Raw genomic sequence first — 15,774 nt, forward strand, 5'->3', positions numbered from 1 at the left:
GCCGCTGAAGTCAGCGGCTTTAAGACAGATTCCCAGTGTAGAGCCCTGGAAAAAAGTCGAGGGAAATTCGGGTAAGCGGGTCAGCTGCCTTTGCCGTCGCGCTCATCGATGCGTCAAATTAACGCAGGCGAGCGGTGCGATACAGAGTGTAACAAGATAATAACTATTGCCCAAATCGCAACAGTCAGACCGGCAGGGTGATGCCGAAGGTATTACCGCCGCCTTCACTGCGTACAAACACATCCCCGCCGTGCATCAACGCAATCGCCTTGACGATGGCCAGCCCCAGCCCGTGATTCGCCCCGCTGTTGCTGCGCGATGCATCCACCCGATAGAAGCGTTCGAACAAGCGTGACAAGTGTTCGCTGGCAATCGCCTCGCCGGGGTTGGTCACGCCAATCGCTACCTGTTGCTCCTGTATTTCGATATGCACGTCGATAACCTGCCCGGGCGCGGTGTGTTGTACGGCGTTGCTCAGCAGGTTGATCAGCGCACGGCGCAGGTGGGCCTTTTCGATCTGCACCAGGGCATCGCCATGCACCCGCACCTCGACCTGGGCGTCTTCGAGGATGAAATCCAGATAGTCGAGGGTGGTTGCCACTTCATCGGCCAGGGAGCTTTCGATCAGCTTGGTGGCCTTGCTGCCCTGGTCGGCGCTGGCGAGGAACAGCATGTCATTGATGATCGAGCGCAGCCGCTCCAGCTCTTCCAGGTTCGATTGCAGCACCTCGAAATACTGCTCCGCCGAACGGCCACGGGTGAGGGCTACCTGGGTCTGGCCGATCAGGTTGGTCAGCGGCGAGCGCAGCTCATGGGCGACGTCGGCGTTGAACGATTCCAGGCGCGAGTAAGCCTGTTCAACGCGGTCGAGGGTGGCGTTGAATGAGTTGACGAACTGACTCAATTCCGGCGGCAGTGGCGACAACTGCAGGCGCCCGGAGAGTTTGGGCGGCGCAAGTTTTTGCGCTTCATCCGAGAGTTTGCCCAGGGGCTTGAGGCCGATACGCGCGACCCAGAACCCCAGCAACGCCGCCAGCACCACACCGACCAGCGCCAGGCTGACCAACGCCATCAGCAAGTGGTGCTGGGTGGCGCGGAAGTTTTCGGTGTCGATGGCGATCATAAAGCGCAGTGCCGGGCGCTGGTCCTTGGCTGGAAACTGGCTGACCAGCACCTTGAACGGGTAATCGTGGCCTGGCAGGCGCAGGTCGCGCTTGCCCGTCGAGCCTTCAGCGAAGGCGCGAATCTTGGCGTCCGGCTCGCCGTACTCGTAGCTCGGGTCGCTGCTGACCACCCAGAAGCGGATGCGCTTGTCTTCTTCGCCCAGCAGCTTGAGCTTGGCCTTGATCTTGACCCAATGGTCCGGCGTGCCGAAGCGATTGACCGATGATTCCAGCACGCTGTAGCGCGCATCCAGTTCGGCCCCCGGCAACAGCCCCAAGCCGCGGTCCACCTGCTGGTACAGTGCGCCGCCGATCAATACGAAGATCAGCAGCGCCACCAGGGTGAACATGCTGCTCAGGCGCAGGGCGATGGAATTAGTCGACACTACGGCTCTCCAGCACGTAGCCCATGCCGCGAATAGTGTGCAGCAGCTTATGTTCGAACGGCCCGTCGAGCTTGGCGCGCAGGCGCTTGATCGCCACTTCCACCACGTTGGCATCGCTGTCGAAGTTGATGTCCCAGACCATCTCGGCAATGGCGGTCTTGGACAGGATCTCACCCTGGCGTCGCGCCAATACGCTGAGCAGTGAGAATTCCTTGGCCGTCAGGTCCAGGCGCTGGCCGTTGCGGCTGGCCTTGCGGCTGATCAGGTCGATCCACAGGTCGGCGACCGTGACTTGTACCGGTTCGTGGCCGCCGCTGCGCCGGGTCAGGGCTTGCAGGCGTGCCACCAGTTCCAGGAACGAAAAGGGCTTGCCCAGGTAATCATCGGCACCTTCGCGCAGGCCGCGTATGCGGTCTTCCACGCGTTCGCGGGCGGTGAGCATGATCACCGGCGTCTGCTTGCGGGCGCGCAAGGCCCGCAACACGCCGAAGCCATCCAGGCCGGGGAGCATCACGTCAAGTACGATCACCGCGTAATCGTTCTCCAGCGCCAGGTGCAAACCCTCGACGCCTTCGCGTGCCACATCGACGGTGTAGCCTTGCTCCGTCAGGCCGCGGTGCAGGTAGTCCGCGGTTTTTTCTTCATCTTCAATAATCAGGACGCGCATGACCGCCTCAGTGTGTGGTCGCCAGCGCTCGCGCTGGTTTGGGCCTGTGGAAAAGCCGTTCAAGGTACAAGTATATGACCGGAGTGGTGAACAGCGTCAGCGCCTGGCTCACCAGCAAGCCACCGACCACCGCGATGCCCAGTGGCTGGCGCAACTCCGCACCCGGGCCCGAGCCCAGCATCAACGGCACCGCACCGAGCAGCGCGGCGAGGGTGGTCATGATGATTGGCCGGAACCGCGTGACACAGGCTTCATAGATCGCATCCTCCGGCGGCAGCCCGCGCACGCGTTGGGCTTCCAGGGCGAAGTCGATCATCAGGATGCCGTTCTTCTTCACAATGCCGATCAGCAGCACCAGGCCGATCAAGGCCATGATCGAAAAATCCTGGCCCAGCAGCCACAGCATGATCAATGCACCCAGGCCCGCCGAGGGCAAGGTGGAAATGATCGTCAGCGGGTGCACGAAACTCTCATACAGCACACCCAGGATAATGTAGACCGCCACCAGCGCCGCGAGGATCAGCCACGGCTGACTGGCCAGCGAACTCTGGAACGCCTGTGCCGCGCCCTGGAAGTTGCCGATGAGGGTACTCGGCATGCCGATTTCGTTCTTGGCCTGGTTGAGCATGATCACTGCATCGCCCAGGGCCACGCCGGGCGCCAGGTTGAACGACAGGTTGGCGGCGGGGAACATGCCGTCATGGCTGATGGACAACGGCCCGACGGTGGGCGGGTCGACCTTGGCCAGTGCCGACAGGGGCACCATCTCGTTGGTCAGCGGCGAGCGCAGGTAGAAGTAGTTGAGGCTTTCGGCCTTGCCGCGCTGTTGGCTGTCCAGTTCGAGTATCACTTGGTATTGGTTGATCTCGGTCTGGAACTCGTTGATCTGGCGCTGGCCGAAGGCGTCGTACAGCGCCTGGTCGACATCGGTGGCGGTCAGGCCGAAGCGGGCGGCGGCCTGGCGGTCGATGCTGATGTGGGTGATGCTGCCGCCCAGTTGCAGGTCGTTGGACAGGTCGCGAAACGCCGGGTTGGCGCGCAGTTTTTCGGTGAGGCGTTGGGTCCAGGTATTGAGCGTCGGGCCGTCGTTGCTCTTGAGCACGTATTGATACTGAGCGCGGCTGGGGCCGGAGCTCAAGTTGATGTCCTGGCCGGCGCGCAGGTACAGCACGATACCCGGCACCTTGGCCAGTTGCGGGCGGAGGCGGTCGATGAACTGGCTGGCGGACACGTCACGATCACCACGGTCTTTCAGGGCGATCCAGAAGCGCCCGTTGGCGATGGTCTGGTTGCTGCCGGTGACGCCCACCGAATGGGAAAAGGCTTGCACCGCCGGGTCGGCCTTGACGATCTCGGCCAGGGCCTTGTGCTTGGCGACCATGTCCGGGTACGACACATCGGCCGCCGCCTCGCTGGTGCCGAGCACGAAGCCGGTGTCCTGGACCGGGAAGAAACCCTTGGGGATAAACACGTAGCCAACCACGGCCAGGGCCAGGGTCACCACGAAGATCGCGGCCATGCTGCGTTGGTGCGCCAGCGCGCGGCGCAGGTTGCGTGCATAGCCGGCCAACAGGCGTTCGCTGAAGGTGGGCTTGGCGTGGGCATGGTGGGTCGGCGCACGCATGAACAAGGCGGCCAGGGTCGGTGCCAATGTCAGCGAGACCACCACTGAAATCAGGATGGTCGAGGTGGCCGTCAGCGCGAACTCCTTGAACAGCCGCCCGACTACGCCGCCCATGAACAGCAACGGTATAAACGCCGCCACCAGTGAGAAGCTGATGGACACCACGGTAAAGCCAATTTCGCCGGAGCCCTTGATCGCGGCTTCGCGCTTGCCCAGGCCGGCCTCCAGGTGCCGGTGAATGTTCTCCACCACCACAATCGCATCGTCCACCACAAAGCCCACGGCAATCACGATGGCCACCAGGGTCAGGTTGTTCAGGCTGAACCCCATCACGTACATGAAGGCGAAACTGGCCACCAGCGATACACCGAGTACGGCAGACACAATCAGCGTCGCCGACAGCTGGCGCAGGAACAGCGCCATGACCGCCACCACCAGCAGGATAGCGATCAGCAGGGTCATTTCCACTTCATGCAGGGAGGCGCGGATGGTCTTGGTGCGGTCGGTCAATACACTGACCTGCACCGAGGCCGGCAACATGCCTTCCAGGCGCGGCAGTTCGGCCTGGATGCGGTCGACGGTCTCGACGATGTTGGCGCCGGGCTGACGTGAAATAACCAGGTTGACCCCAGGCGTGTCGCCGGACCAGGCTTGTACGTAGGCGTTTTCCGAACCATTGATGACTTTGGCGATATCGCGCAGTTGAACCGGCGCACCGTCCTTGTAGGAAACGATTAACTGGCCGTATTCCTCCGGGTGAAACAGTTGGTCGTTGGTCGACAGGGTCGACACGCTGTTCTCGCCATAAATCGCGCCCTTGGCCAGGTTCAGGCTCGACTGTTGGATGGTCAGGCGGATATCGGCGAGGGTCAGGCCGATGGCCGCGAGTTTGTCGGGGGACGCCTGCACGCGAATCGCCGGGCGCTGCTGGCCGGTGATGTTGATCTGGCCGACACCGTCGATCTGGCTGATTTGACGCGCTAGCAGGGTTTCCACGTAGTCGCTCAGCTCGGTGCTGGGCATGCTGGCGGAGCTGACGCTGAGGATCAGCACCGGGCTGTCCGCCGGGTTGACCTTCCTCCAGGTCGGCAAACTGGGCATATCGCTGGGCAGCTTGCCCGACGCGGTATTGATCGCGGCCTGGACCTCCTGGGCGGCGGTGTCGATGCTTTTTTCCAGGGTGAATTGCAGGGTTAAAAGGCTGGAGCCCAAGGCGCTGCTGGAGGTCATCTGAGTCATGCCGGGGATGGCACTGAATTGCACCTCCAGAGGCGTGGCTACCGATGAGGCCATGGTGTCCGGGCTGGCGCCGGGCAGTTGCGCGGTGACCTGGATTGTCGGGAATTCCGCTTCCGGCAGTGGCGCGACAGCCAGGCGCGGGAAGGCAATGACCCCCAACAGCACCAAGGCGAATGTCAGCAGCAGGGTGGCGACCGGGTGATCAACGCACCAGGCCGAGGGCGAACGGCTGCCGCTCATGGTTGCACCTTGGTGTCAGCGGTCTGGATCACTTGTGGCGGCTCCTTGAGCACCTCCACCTGCGCGCCGGCCTTGAGCCGCGACTGCCCGTCGCTGACCAGCACATCCCCGGCCTGCACGCCTTTGATGATGTTGATCTCGCTGTTCTGGTAGGCGACCTGCACCGGCACCACCTCCACCTTGTCACCCATCACCCGGTACACGAAGTGCGCGTCCAGGCCGCGCTGTACCACGGTCGGTGGCACCACCAGCGCGTTCTTGTCCAGGGCTGTCTGGATCTTGATGGTCACCAGTTGCCCCGGCCACAGCTTTTGCGATGGGTTGTTGAACTCGGCCTTGGCCCGCAGGGTGCCGGTGGTGGAGCTGATCTGGTTGTCGATCAGGCTCAAGTGGCCCTCGCCGAGCAGGTCGCCGGTCTGGCCGTTGGTATCGGCGCCCAGGTAGGCGTCGACACTGGCTTGGGTGGGTGCGGCGATCAAGCCCTGCAGGGTTGGCAGCATCTGCTGCGGCAAGGAGAACTCGACGGCAATCGGGTCGATCTGGGTGACTGAAAACAGCCCCTGGGTGTCGATCATGCGCAGGAAGTTGCCTTCATCCACGCTGCGAATACCTACCCGGCCGCTGACCGGGGAGCGAATCTGGGTATAGGAAAGTTGCACCTGAGCAGCGTCTATCGCAGCCTGGTTACCTTGTGCAGTGGCCTTGAGCTGGTTGACCAGCGCCTGTTGCTGGTCATAGGTCTGTTTCGACACGCCGTCGTCGATGCTCAGCTCTTTGTAGCGCTTGAGGTTGACCAGTGCCACTTGCAGTTGCGCCTGGCTCTCGCCCAATTGCGCCTTGGCCTGGTCAAGGCTCGCCCGGATAGAGCGGTCGTCGATGGTCGCCAGCAGGTCACCGGCTTTTACCCATTGGCCTTCCTTGACCAACAGTTTGGTGAGAATGCCGTCGATCTGCGGGCGAATCACCACACTGTGCAACGACAACACCGAGCCGATGCCGCTGACAAATCGTGGAACATCCTGTTGCACCACACTCACCACCCGCACCGGTATCGCGGTAGGCGCTGCGAGGCGGGTCTTGACCGGTCGGGTCAACGCCCAGGCTGCAACGGCCAGTACCAAGAGGACGCCCACCATCAGGGCCGTGATTCGTTTTATTTGCATAGGAGGGCGCCGGGGGCGCAGTTGCAAGTTTTAAGCTGCAAGCTGCAAGTTGAAGTGTGTGTAAATGCCTTATAGCTCTGTAACCCGGTCAGCACGGTGACGGCAAACTGACAGCCGTGACAGCTAGGCGCTTTAACTTGCAGCTTGAAGCTCGCCGCTTGCCGCTCCACCCCCGTATACTCGCGGTTTTACACCTACAGCTGCGCCGGAGCCTCCTATGAATTCCCCGACCCAACCCTCTGTTGACGCGGCCGACCTTGTCGAATCGGCCACTGCCGACGGCGTTGAAAAAGCCGAGATCCCGGCGTTCAAGTTCCCTTTCAAGCCGGGTGAGCTGGGCGGGGCCAAGAACGCCAGCCAGCCTTGGTATAAAGGCGGCGCCAAGAACGGCCATACCAAGACGCCGGGCATGGCACCACCGGGCACACGCCGTTCGATGGGTAAACGCTGAGATTAAATCAGCGTTCGAGTTATAGGCTATTGCCTACGTCGCCCGTCGAGATTTCTACTTGTAGGTCCGTGACCGATTCTTGAAAGCTTGCACAGCGTTTGCTCTGTCCCGATGACGCCCATCGGGGCGTAGCGAGTCAGCTTTCCGGAAAAGGACATTCCCGTGCCCCTGATACACCTCTGTGCAGTGCTTGCTCTCTTGCTGTCGGCGACTGCCGTCGTCGCGGCTGATCAACCGCGGCGTGAAATCCGTTTCGCCGTTGCCGCACATTTCCCGCCCTTTCAAAGTCGCAATCCGCAGGGACAACTGGTGGGGTTGAATATCGAACTGGGCAACGCCCTGTGCGAGCAACTCAGCGTACGCTGTATTTGGGTTGACCAAGTCGTCATGGAAAACTTCCAGGCCCTCGAAGCCAGGCAATTTGATGCAATCATGGGCATCGCGCCGACATGTCGTCGGCGACAGCGGGTGAATTTCACCGATGACCTCTACCCGATTACAACCCGCCTGGTGGCGCGTAAGACATCAGGCCTGACGCCTACCCGGCGGTCGCTCAAGGGCAAGCGTGTGGGCGTGTTGGTCAGGAGCAATCGTGAAGCCTTTGCCCTGGCGCAGTGGGCGCCGTCGGGTGTGATCATCAGGAGTTTCTGGCTCAACGACCAACTGGTCCAGAGCCTGCTCGCGGGCGAGATCGATGCGACCCTGCAAGGCGCCGTGGAGGTGCGTGAGGCTTTGCTCGACAAGGAAGCCGGCATGGACTTCGATTTCGTCGGCCCCCCCGTATCATCCGACCTGTTGGGCAACAGCGTGGCGATCGCGGTGCGCAAGCTCGATACCGCGCTGCGTAACGAACTCAACTACGCGCTTGAGCAACTGATGCACAATGGGGAATACCAGCGCATCCTCAAGCCCTATCGTCTCGACCTGTTGTCTTCCAGTCCATGATGGCTAATTAATTGCGCGGAATATGAGCTAGATCAATCTTTGCCCGATGAGTGCGCTTAGAGTCGACGCCCTGCCGACTCCTCCAATAATCACGAGCGCGCCTATCCATGAAGATCAATCTGCCGGTCACCGGTCGGAATGTGGACGTTGCCCCGGACGCCAACATCCTCTCGACCACCGACCTGACCAGCGCGATTACCTACGCCAACCAGGACTTCATCGACATCAGTGGCTACAGCCGCGAAGAACTGCTCGGCTCGCCGCACAACCTGCTGCGCCATCCCGACATGCCACCCGCTGCTTTCGCGCATATGTGGCAGACCCTCAAACGGGGTCGCTCGTGGATGGGCATGGTGAAAAACCGCTGTAAGAACGGCGACCATTATTGGGTTAGCGCGTATGCCACGCCGGTGACGCGGGACGGGGTCACAGTGGAGTTCCAGTCTGTGCGCACCAAACCTGATGCGCGCAGGATCGCAACGGCGGAGCACATGTATGCGCGGCTACGCTCGGGTAAACGTCAGCGTTGGTCTGTGTTCGGCATGGGCGTGAAAGTATCGGCCTGGGTCACCGTCAGCTGCGCAGTCGCCTGGGCCTTGGGCCTGGGCCTGGCCACGTGGTCGCTGGCCTGGCAACTGCTGGCGCTTGTGGGCGGGTGTGCGGTGGGTGTGGTCGGTACGCGCGCGATCATGCAGCCATTGGCGCGGTTGAATCAGCGGGCGCGGGCGCTTGCCGATAACCCGTTGAGCCAGATGATCTACACCGGGCGCGGTGACGAGTGCGGGCAGATCGAATTCGCCCTGCAAATGCTCGAAGCCCAAGTGAGCGCGGTGGTCGGTCGCATTGGCGACGCATCCCAGCGCTTGTCGGGGCATGCCGCACAGTTGGTCGAAAATCTGCACAACAGCCACGCCAGCATGCTTGGCCAGCAGGCCCAGACCGATCAGGTAGCGGCGGCCATACACCAAATGGCGGCCAGCGTGGCCGAGGTCGCCAGCCACGCACTTGAGGCATCCAAGGCAGCGGATCAGGCTGGTGGTGAAACTCACGAAGGCCATCAGCGCGTCGATCAAAGCCGCGACGCAGTGTTGCGTTTGTCCCAGGAATTGGCGCGCGCCACCGAAGTGATTCAGCAGTTGGAGCACCACAGCGGCGAAATCAGCGGCGTACTGGAAGTGATTCGCACGATTGCCGAGCAGACCAACCTGTTGGCACTCAACGCCGCCATCGAAGCGGCGCGAGCGGGTGAGCAAGGGCGAGGCTTTGCCGTCGTCGCCGATGAAGTGCGAGGCCTGGCGCAGCGCACCCAGCAATCGACCAACGAAATCCAACGCATGATCAGCACCCTGCAAGGCGGTGCCCGTGATGCGGTGCAGGCCATGGCCCACAGCAGCGAGCACGTTGAAGCCAGCGTCGAGCAGGCGCAACAGGCTGCGCTGGCACTGGACGGCATCAGCCGGCGCGTCACCCAGATTACCGCCATGAGCCAGCAGATCGCGGCGGCGGTGGAAGAGCAGAGCGCAGTGAGTGAGGACATCAACCGCAATATCGTCGGTATCCGCAATGCCGGCGAGGCCACCGTCAGCGCCGGGCAGCAGAGCGAGCTCAGCTCAGGGGGCGTAGCGTCGCTGGCTGAGGATTTGCGTCAGTTGGCGCAGGAGTTTTGGCGCAGACGACGCTGACTGTCAGGCCGCCACGGGAGCTGCAGCTAAGCCGCCCTCAGCGAGATAAATGCATAGTTGGTCGGCACCTCGGTGACGATCTGCGCCCCGGCGTCCAGCAGTTGTTCGGCGATGTCCATCCCGGACACATGAAACACCCATTCACTGGCCATGGTGGGCTGTTCAGTCGCCCGCTCAATGGCTTGGGCAAACGCCTGCATATCCGGCAGGTATGCGGTAAAGCCGTCGCCCTTGAGCGCTGTACTACGAATGCCGAGCCACGCGCACACCGCTTCCTTGGCCTGAACATCATCACGGTCGGCCTGGCGTGAACGGCGGATCAGCTCAGCCAGTTCCTGATCCATCAGTTCGCCACCGACGATCAGCGCCGGGCCCTGTTCCCAGGATTCCGGTGGGCAGTCCTTGGCGCTCGGGTTCAGCGGGATATGCGGATTGATCTCCATCGGGTAGATCCGGCACACCAGCGGCCGCCGCTCATAGATGCGGCAGAGGTTGTCTTCGTCAAGATTCCGGCAGCGCCCGGCGTTATAGGCGGCAAAGGTAATTGCCACAAACGCCTGGGTAGTGCCGCTGGGCACGACCACCGAACGGCGCTCGGCGTGTTCACGTTGTTGCATGGGCAAGCCCAGGCCGTTGCCGAGAAAACCCTCGACCAGGACGATGACGTTACCACCGTCAGCCGTCCAACTCCGGGCTTCTTCGAGAGTCAGCGGGACGTGATGGTCGCTGCAGCATTTGCCGCAACCTACGCAAGAAAACTGAGTGTTCATGGCGGATCTGTCACCAGGCAAGGTCAGAGGGGACGCTTGAGGGGTGACGGGTTTTTACCTCTATCCACCGCTCGGGCTCTCTGGAAGCAAGTTATGCGCCAGTGATGGTCAGCCCTTGGGCACTATGTCTCGTAGGACAAATCTCATTCCCGCACTTTCATACAGTTGCCGGGCCCGCAGGTTGCTCTCCAGCACCTTGAGGTCCACATAGGGTTCGCCGCGCTGCTTGAACACCTGGAAGCTGTGCAGCAATAAGGCGCGTCCCAGCCCCTGGCCTTGGGCGCAAGGGTGTACGGCAAGGTTCTTGATAAAGGCACTGGTCCAGCATTGGGCCACTGCGAGGATACCGTCGGCGTTGCTGGCCACCAGGCACAGTGTCGGGTCGCACTCGGCATCGCTCACGAACTGCCGGCGCCAGTCATCCAGGCTGGCAACACGGCCACCGCCCTGATCCTGGGTCATGCGCAGCACGGCATGGATCGCCGGGGCCAGTTCATCACGGTAATGATCCAACCGAGTATCTGCCGGCCACTGCGGGGCGGGCAGGCTGCCCGTGAGGTCGCGACGCAGCAGCTGGAAATAGTCGGCCAACGCTTACAGGCCCTTTTGCGCCACGGTTTGTGCGGCGATTACCAGGCACTTGGTCAATTCTGGGGAGGAGAACTTGGTCAGCACCGCATCGGCACCGGCCAGGCGGGCTTTCTCGCTGTTCATCGCGCTGTCCAGAGAGGTGTGCAACAGCACATAGAGGTCCTTGAAGTCCGGAGTTTCGCGCAGCGTGCGGGTGAGGGCGTAGCCGTCCATCTCGGACATTTCGATATCCGACACCACCACGTTGATCTGCTCGCCGGTGCCTTGCAGCTCCAGCAATACATCGATGGCTTCCTTGGCACTGCGGGCGGTGTGGCAGGTCAGGCCGAGGTTGCGCAGGGTGTGTACCGATTGCTGCAGGGCCACCTGGCTGTCGTCCACCACCAGGATGCGAGCGTTACCGAGCACTTCGGCTTCTTCCATGGTCAGGTCGGTCGGCGCCACTTCAATCGGCGCCGGGGCGATGCCGTGAATGACTTTCTCGATATCCAGCACTTGCACCAGGCCACCTTCCACCTGGGTCACCCCCGTGATAAACGCACGGTTGCCGCCAGAGCCGTAGGGTGGCGGGCGAATATCGGTGGTCAGGCAATGCACGATCTTGCTCACCGCCTGCACATGCAGGCCCTGCTTGGAACGGCTGACATCGGTAACGATCAGGCAGCCACCGTCCGGGTCCTGCAGGGGCATTTCGCCCAGGGCGCGGCTCAGGTCGATCACCGCCAGCGAAGCACCGCGCAAGGTGGCGATGCCTTTGACGTGGGGGTGCGACTCCGGCAGCTTGGTCAGCGGCGGGCAGGGAATGATCTCACTGACTTTCAGCAGGTTGATGGCCATCAGCTTGCCGCTGCGCAAGGTAAAGAGCAGAAGCGAGAGTGAGTCTGCGCGGGCTTTGGTGGTGGACATAAAAACCTTCTGTGGATCAGGGATGATGATCTATGGAAGGTTATCGACTTGGGCGCGCCAGGCTTTAACCGGATTTTGTGTCGGGCTGGATCAGTGTGGGAGGGGGCTTGCTCCCGATTGCGGAGTGTCAGGCAATAGATTCTTCACTGATACACCGCTATCGGGAGCAAGCCCCCTCCCACATGGATTAGGTGTCAGCCTTTCCACACCTGAGGGTTCACCAGATCCTGCGGGCGCTGGCCCAGCAGGGCGGCGCGCAGGTTGTCCAGGGCGCGGTTGGCCATGGCTTCACGGGTTTCATTCGTTGCCGAACCGATATGCGGCAGGGTCACGGCATTGCTCAGCTGGAACAGCGGCGAATCGCTCAGCGGTTCCTTTTCATACACATCCAGGCCGGCGCCACGAATACGCTGGGTTTGCAGGGCTTCGACCAGCGCCGGTTCATCCACCACCGGCCCACGGGAAATATTGATCAGGATCGCGCTGGGCTTCATCAGGCCCAATTCGCGGGTGCTGATCAGGTGGCGGGTCTTGTCGCTCAACGGCACCACCAGGCAGACGAAGTCCGCCTCGGCCAGCAACTGGTCGAGGCTGCGAAACTGCGCGCCCAGCTCTTGTTCCAGCGCGCTCTTGCGACTGTTGCCGCTGTAAAGGATTGGCATATTGAAGCCCAGGCGCCCACGTCGAGCCACGGCCGCGCCGATATTGCCCATGCCGACGATGCCCAGGGTCTTGCCGTGCACATCGCAGCCAAACAGCGGTGCGCCGACGCTGGCTTTCCATTGGCCGGCCTTGGTCCAGGCGTCCAGTTCGGCCACCCGGCGCGCGCTGCTCATCAGCAAGGCGAAGGCCAGGTCGGCGGTGCTTTCGGTGAGCACGTCAGGGGTGTTGGTGAGCATGATCCCGCGCTCGTTGAAGTACGGCACGTCATAGTTGTCGTAGCCCACCGACACGCTGGACACCACTTGCAGCTTGCTCGCGCCTTCAAGCTGTTCACGGCCCAGCTTGCGACCTACGCCGATCAGGCCGTGAGCGTGGGGCAGGGCTTCGTTGAATTGCGCGTTGATGTCACCCAGCTTGGGGTTGGGCGTGATCACTTCGAAATCCTGTTGCAGGCGTTCGATCATGGGCGCGGTGATACGGCTGAAGGCCAGGACAGTCTTTTTCATTGCAGGCGGGCTCATCGGCTACGGGAGAATGCCAAGCACGCTAACATTCCTGGTTACAGTTGTCAGGACACCGCCCCTCCCATATTTAATCTCTATCGTTTGGTAAGACTCAGTTCGCCATCCGCACGCCACCCAAGCCTCCGCTCAACTCATACGCCACCAACTCCGCCTGGTGCGCGGCCAGAATCTCCGGCAACGAACCACGCAGGTATTCCACCCAGGTCTTGATCTTCGCATCCAGGTATTGGCGCGAGGGGTAGATGGCGTACAGGTTCAACTCCTGGGAACGGTAGGTCGGCATCACTCGCACCAGTGTGCCGTTGCGCAGCCCTTCGATGGCGGCGTACACCGGCAACAGGCCGACGCCCATGCCGCTGGTGATCGCGGTTTTCATGGCGTCGGCCGAGTTGACGAGGAATGGCGAGCTATTGATCGACACGCTTTCCTGACCTTCAGGGCCGTTGAAGGTCCATTTGTCCAGTTGGATCACCGGGCTGACCAGGCGCAGGCACGCATGGTTGAGCAAATCCTGGGGCCGTTGTGCGCAGCCTTTGGCCTTGACGTATTCCGGTGAGGCGCAGGCGATGCTGTAGGTGATGCCCAGGCGCTGGGATACGAACCCTGAATCCGGCAGTTCGCTGGCCAGCACGATGGAGACGTCGTAGCCCTCGTCGAGCAGGTCCGGCACGCGGTTGGCCAGGGTCAGGTCGAAGGTCACGTCGGGGTGCGTGCGGCGGTAACGGGCAATTGCGTCGATGACGAAGTGCTGGCCGATGCCGGTCATGGTGTGCACTTTCAACTGCCCGGCGGGGCGGGCGTGGGCGTCGCTGGCTTCGGCCTCGGCTTCTTCCACATAGGCGAGGATCTGCTCGCAGCGCAACAAATAGCGCTTGCCGGCTTCGGTCAGCGCGATGCGCCGGGTGGTGCGGTTGAGCAAGCGGGTTTGCAGGTGGGCCTCAAGGTTGGAGACCGCGCGCGAGACATTGGCCGTGGTGGTGTCCAGTTGCACGGCGGCGGCGGTGAAGCTGCCGGCTTCAGCCACGCAACTGAAGGCGCGCATGTTTTGCAAAGTGTCCATGGAGTGTTCTCAAGGGAGATAACAAATTGTGACAGAAAGTTACGCCGTCCAGTGATCCCTACCAACGGATTATCGCCTGAACGGTAACAAAGATTCACAGGAATGCCAGCTTATCGTCCTTCCTGCCGCCGCCTAGAATTGCGCCACCTCTTGCGCTACACCCTTTCAGGAATTCGCTTGCCGTGCCGCGTCACATCAGCAGAGAGCTGAAGGCTCTCAGTATTTGCGCCTTATCGTTAGCCATCAGCGGTTGCATCGGAACCGGAGGGATCGCCCCGCACAGCCAGGCCATCAACGCCAATACCCTGGCCACCGACGAAGCCATCCAGAGCGCCGCCCAGGACGCCCACTGGCCCACCACACACTGGTGGCAAGCCTACGGCGACCTGCAACTCAACCGTTGGGTCGAGCTCGCCACCCAGAACAGTCCCAGCCTGGCCATGGCCGCCGCGCGCGTGCGCCAGGCTCGGGCGCTGGCCGGGGTTGCAGAGTCGGCCGAGTCGTTGCAGATCAACAGCGACACCACCCTCAAGCGCCACAACTGGCCCAAGGATCAGTTCTACGGCCCCGGCGAATTAAGCGGCGCCAACACCTGGGACAACAATTCGTCCCTGGGCCTGAGCTATGCCCTCGACCTGTGGGGCCGTGAAAGCAACAGCACCGAGCGCGCCGTCGACCTCGCGCATATGAGCGCCGCCGAAGCGCGCCAGGCCCAGCTCGAACTGCAGAACAACATAGTGCGCGCCTATATCCAGCTGTCGCTGCATTACGCCAACCGCGATATCGCCGCCGCCACCTTGGCCCAGCAACAGCAGATCCTCGACCTGGCCAACAAACGCCTGAACGCCGGGATCGGTACACACTTCGACGTCAGCCAGGCCGAAACTCCGCTGCCGGAAACCCATCGCCAGCTGGATGCTCTCGACGAAGAAATCGCCCTGAGCCGTAACCAGTTGGCGGCGCTGGCCGGCCAAGGCCCGGGGCAGGGCGCCCAGTTGCAGCGCCCGACCCTGGCTCTCGCCGCGCCGTTGAAACTGCCCTCGAGCCTGCCGGCGCAACTGCTCGGCCAGCGCCCGGACGTGGTTGCCAGCCGCTGGCAGGTGGCGGCCCAGGCGAGGGGCATTGATGTGGCCCATGCGGGTTTCTACCCCAATGTCGACCTGGTCGGCAGCCTCGGCTACATGGCCACCGGCGGCGGTATGCTGGAGTTCCTCGCCGGCAAGAAATTCAACTACAACGTCGGCCCGGCGATCACCTTGCCGATCTTTGACGGCGGCCGCCTGCGCGCCGAACTGGGCGAAGCCAGTGCCGGCTATGACATCGCGGTCGCCCAGTACAACCAGACCCTGGTCAATGCGCTCAAGGGCATCAGCGACCAGTTGATCCGCCGCGAGTCCATGGATAAGCAGTCGACCTTCGCCGCGCAGTCGGTGGCCTCGGCGCAGAAAACCTACGACATCGCCATGATCGCCTACCAGCGTGGCCTTACCGATTACCTCAACGTACTGAACGCCCAGACTCTGCTGTTCCGTCAGCAACAGGTCGAGCAGCAGGTACAGGCGGCACGCCTGAGTGCGCATGCCGAGCTGGTGACGGCCCTGGGCGGCGGCCTCGGCGCCGGCAACGATGCGCCCGAGGATGCCAAGACCCTTCCAAGCAAGACCCCGACGGCGCTTGCCGTGTTTGATCACTGAGTAGGA

The 15,774-nt window shown here is 62.2% G+C and carries 13 protein-coding genes; 4 read left to right on the top strand and 9 right to left on the bottom strand.

Annotated features, from left to right (window positions below; genetic code table 11):
• Positions 1-184 precede the first annotated feature (184 nt).
• The 4 genes from FRT59_RS01480 to FRT59_RS01495 are packed head-to-tail and all read right to left on the bottom strand — an operon-like array spanning position 185 to position 6,482.
• Positions 185-1,549: a heavy metal sensor histidine kinase gene (locus FRT59_RS01480; protein WP_198809559.1), complete on the bottom strand. Its 1,365-nt coding sequence runs from the start codon at positions 1,547-1,549 to the stop codon at positions 185-187.
• On the bottom strand, positions 1,539-2,216 hold the full coding sequence (locus FRT59_RS01485) for a heavy metal response regulator transcription factor (protein ID WP_034118182.1): 678 nt from the start codon (positions 2,214-2,216) through the stop codon (positions 1,539-1,541). Before FRT59_RS01485 ends, FRT59_RS01480 begins: the two co-directional genes overlap by 11 nt.
• A 7-nt stretch (positions 2,217-2,223) precedes the next feature.
• Positions 2,224-5,319: a multidrug efflux RND transporter permease subunit gene (locus FRT59_RS01490; RefSeq protein WP_153870214.1), complete on the bottom strand. Its 3,096-nt coding sequence runs from the start codon at positions 5,317-5,319 to the stop codon at positions 2,224-2,226.
• Positions 5,316-6,482 (bottom strand): efflux RND transporter periplasmic adaptor subunit, encoded by a 1,167-nt coding sequence (locus FRT59_RS01495; protein ID WP_153870215.1) that lies wholly within the window; start codon positions 6,480-6,482, stop codon positions 5,316-5,318. Before FRT59_RS01495 ends, FRT59_RS01490 begins: the two co-directional genes overlap by 4 nt.
• A gap of 217 nt (positions 6,483-6,699) precedes the next feature.
• On the opposite strand from FRT59_RS01495, the gene FRT59_RS01500 reads away from it, so the two are divergent.
• From FRT59_RS01500 to FRT59_RS01510, 3 genes are all read left to right on the top strand, one after another.
• The gene (locus FRT59_RS01500) at positions 6,700-6,933 is read left to right on the top strand and encodes a hypothetical protein (RefSeq protein ID WP_034118185.1); all 234 of its coding nucleotides are present in this window, start codon (positions 6,700-6,702) and stop codon (positions 6,931-6,933) included.
• Between the two features lie 162 nt (positions 6,934-7,095).
• Complete coding sequence (locus FRT59_RS01505; RefSeq protein ID WP_198809560.1) at positions 7,096-7,878, top strand: transporter substrate-binding domain-containing protein; 783 nt, start codon at positions 7,096-7,098, stop codon at positions 7,876-7,878.
• A 107-nt stretch (positions 7,879-7,985) separates the two neighbouring features.
• Positions 7,986-9,560: a methyl-accepting chemotaxis protein gene (locus FRT59_RS01510; protein WP_153870216.1), complete on the top strand. Its 1,575-nt coding sequence runs from the start codon at positions 7,986-7,988 to the stop codon at positions 9,558-9,560.
• A gap of 26 nt (positions 9,561-9,586) precedes the next feature.
• On the opposite strand, the gene FRT59_RS01515 is transcribed toward FRT59_RS01510, so the two are convergent.
• The 5 genes from FRT59_RS01515 to FRT59_RS01535 form a co-directional block, all read right to left on the bottom strand.
• A complete protein-coding gene (locus FRT59_RS01515; RefSeq protein WP_153870217.1) occupies positions 9,587-10,330 on the bottom strand; it encodes a YkgJ family cysteine cluster protein in 744 nt (247 codons plus the stop codon).
• Positions 10,331-10,438: 108 nt separating this feature from the next.
• Positions 10,439-10,921 carry a GNAT family N-acetyltransferase gene (locus FRT59_RS01520; protein WP_153838861.1) on the bottom strand — a complete coding sequence of 161 codons (483 nt, stop codon included), beginning with the start codon at positions 10,919-10,921 and terminating at the stop codon, positions 10,439-10,441.
• A gap of 3 nt (positions 10,922-10,924) precedes the next feature.
• On the bottom strand, positions 10,925-11,827 hold the full coding sequence (locus tag FRT59_RS01525; RefSeq protein ID WP_034118190.1) for a chemotaxis protein CheV: 903 nt from the start codon (positions 11,825-11,827) through the stop codon (positions 10,925-10,927).
• 194 nt (positions 11,828-12,021) lie between these two features.
• On the bottom strand, positions 12,022-12,996 hold the full coding sequence (locus FRT59_RS01530; protein WP_153870218.1) for a 2-hydroxyacid dehydrogenase: 975 nt from the start codon (positions 12,994-12,996) through the stop codon (positions 12,022-12,024).
• A 109-nt stretch (positions 12,997-13,105) separates the two neighbouring features.
• A complete protein-coding gene (locus FRT59_RS01535) occupies positions 13,106-14,074 on the bottom strand; it encodes a LysR family transcriptional regulator (RefSeq protein ID WP_034118192.1) in 969 nt (322 codons plus the stop codon).
• Positions 14,075-14,256: 182 nt separating this feature from the next.
• Here FRT59_RS01535 and FRT59_RS01540 point away from each other — a divergent pair, with 182 nt between their 5' ends.
• The gene (locus FRT59_RS01540) at positions 14,257-15,768 is read left to right on the top strand and encodes an efflux transporter outer membrane subunit (RefSeq protein ID WP_198809561.1); all 1,512 of its coding nucleotides are present in this window, start codon (positions 14,257-14,259) and stop codon (positions 15,766-15,768) included.
• The last annotated feature ends 6 nt before the right edge of the window (positions 15,769-15,774 follow it).

This window comes from Pseudomonas haemolytica (assembly GCF_009659625.1).
GTDB classification, from domain to species: domain Bacteria; phylum Pseudomonadota; class Gammaproteobacteria; order Pseudomonadales; family Pseudomonadaceae; genus Aquipseudomonas; species Aquipseudomonas haemolytica.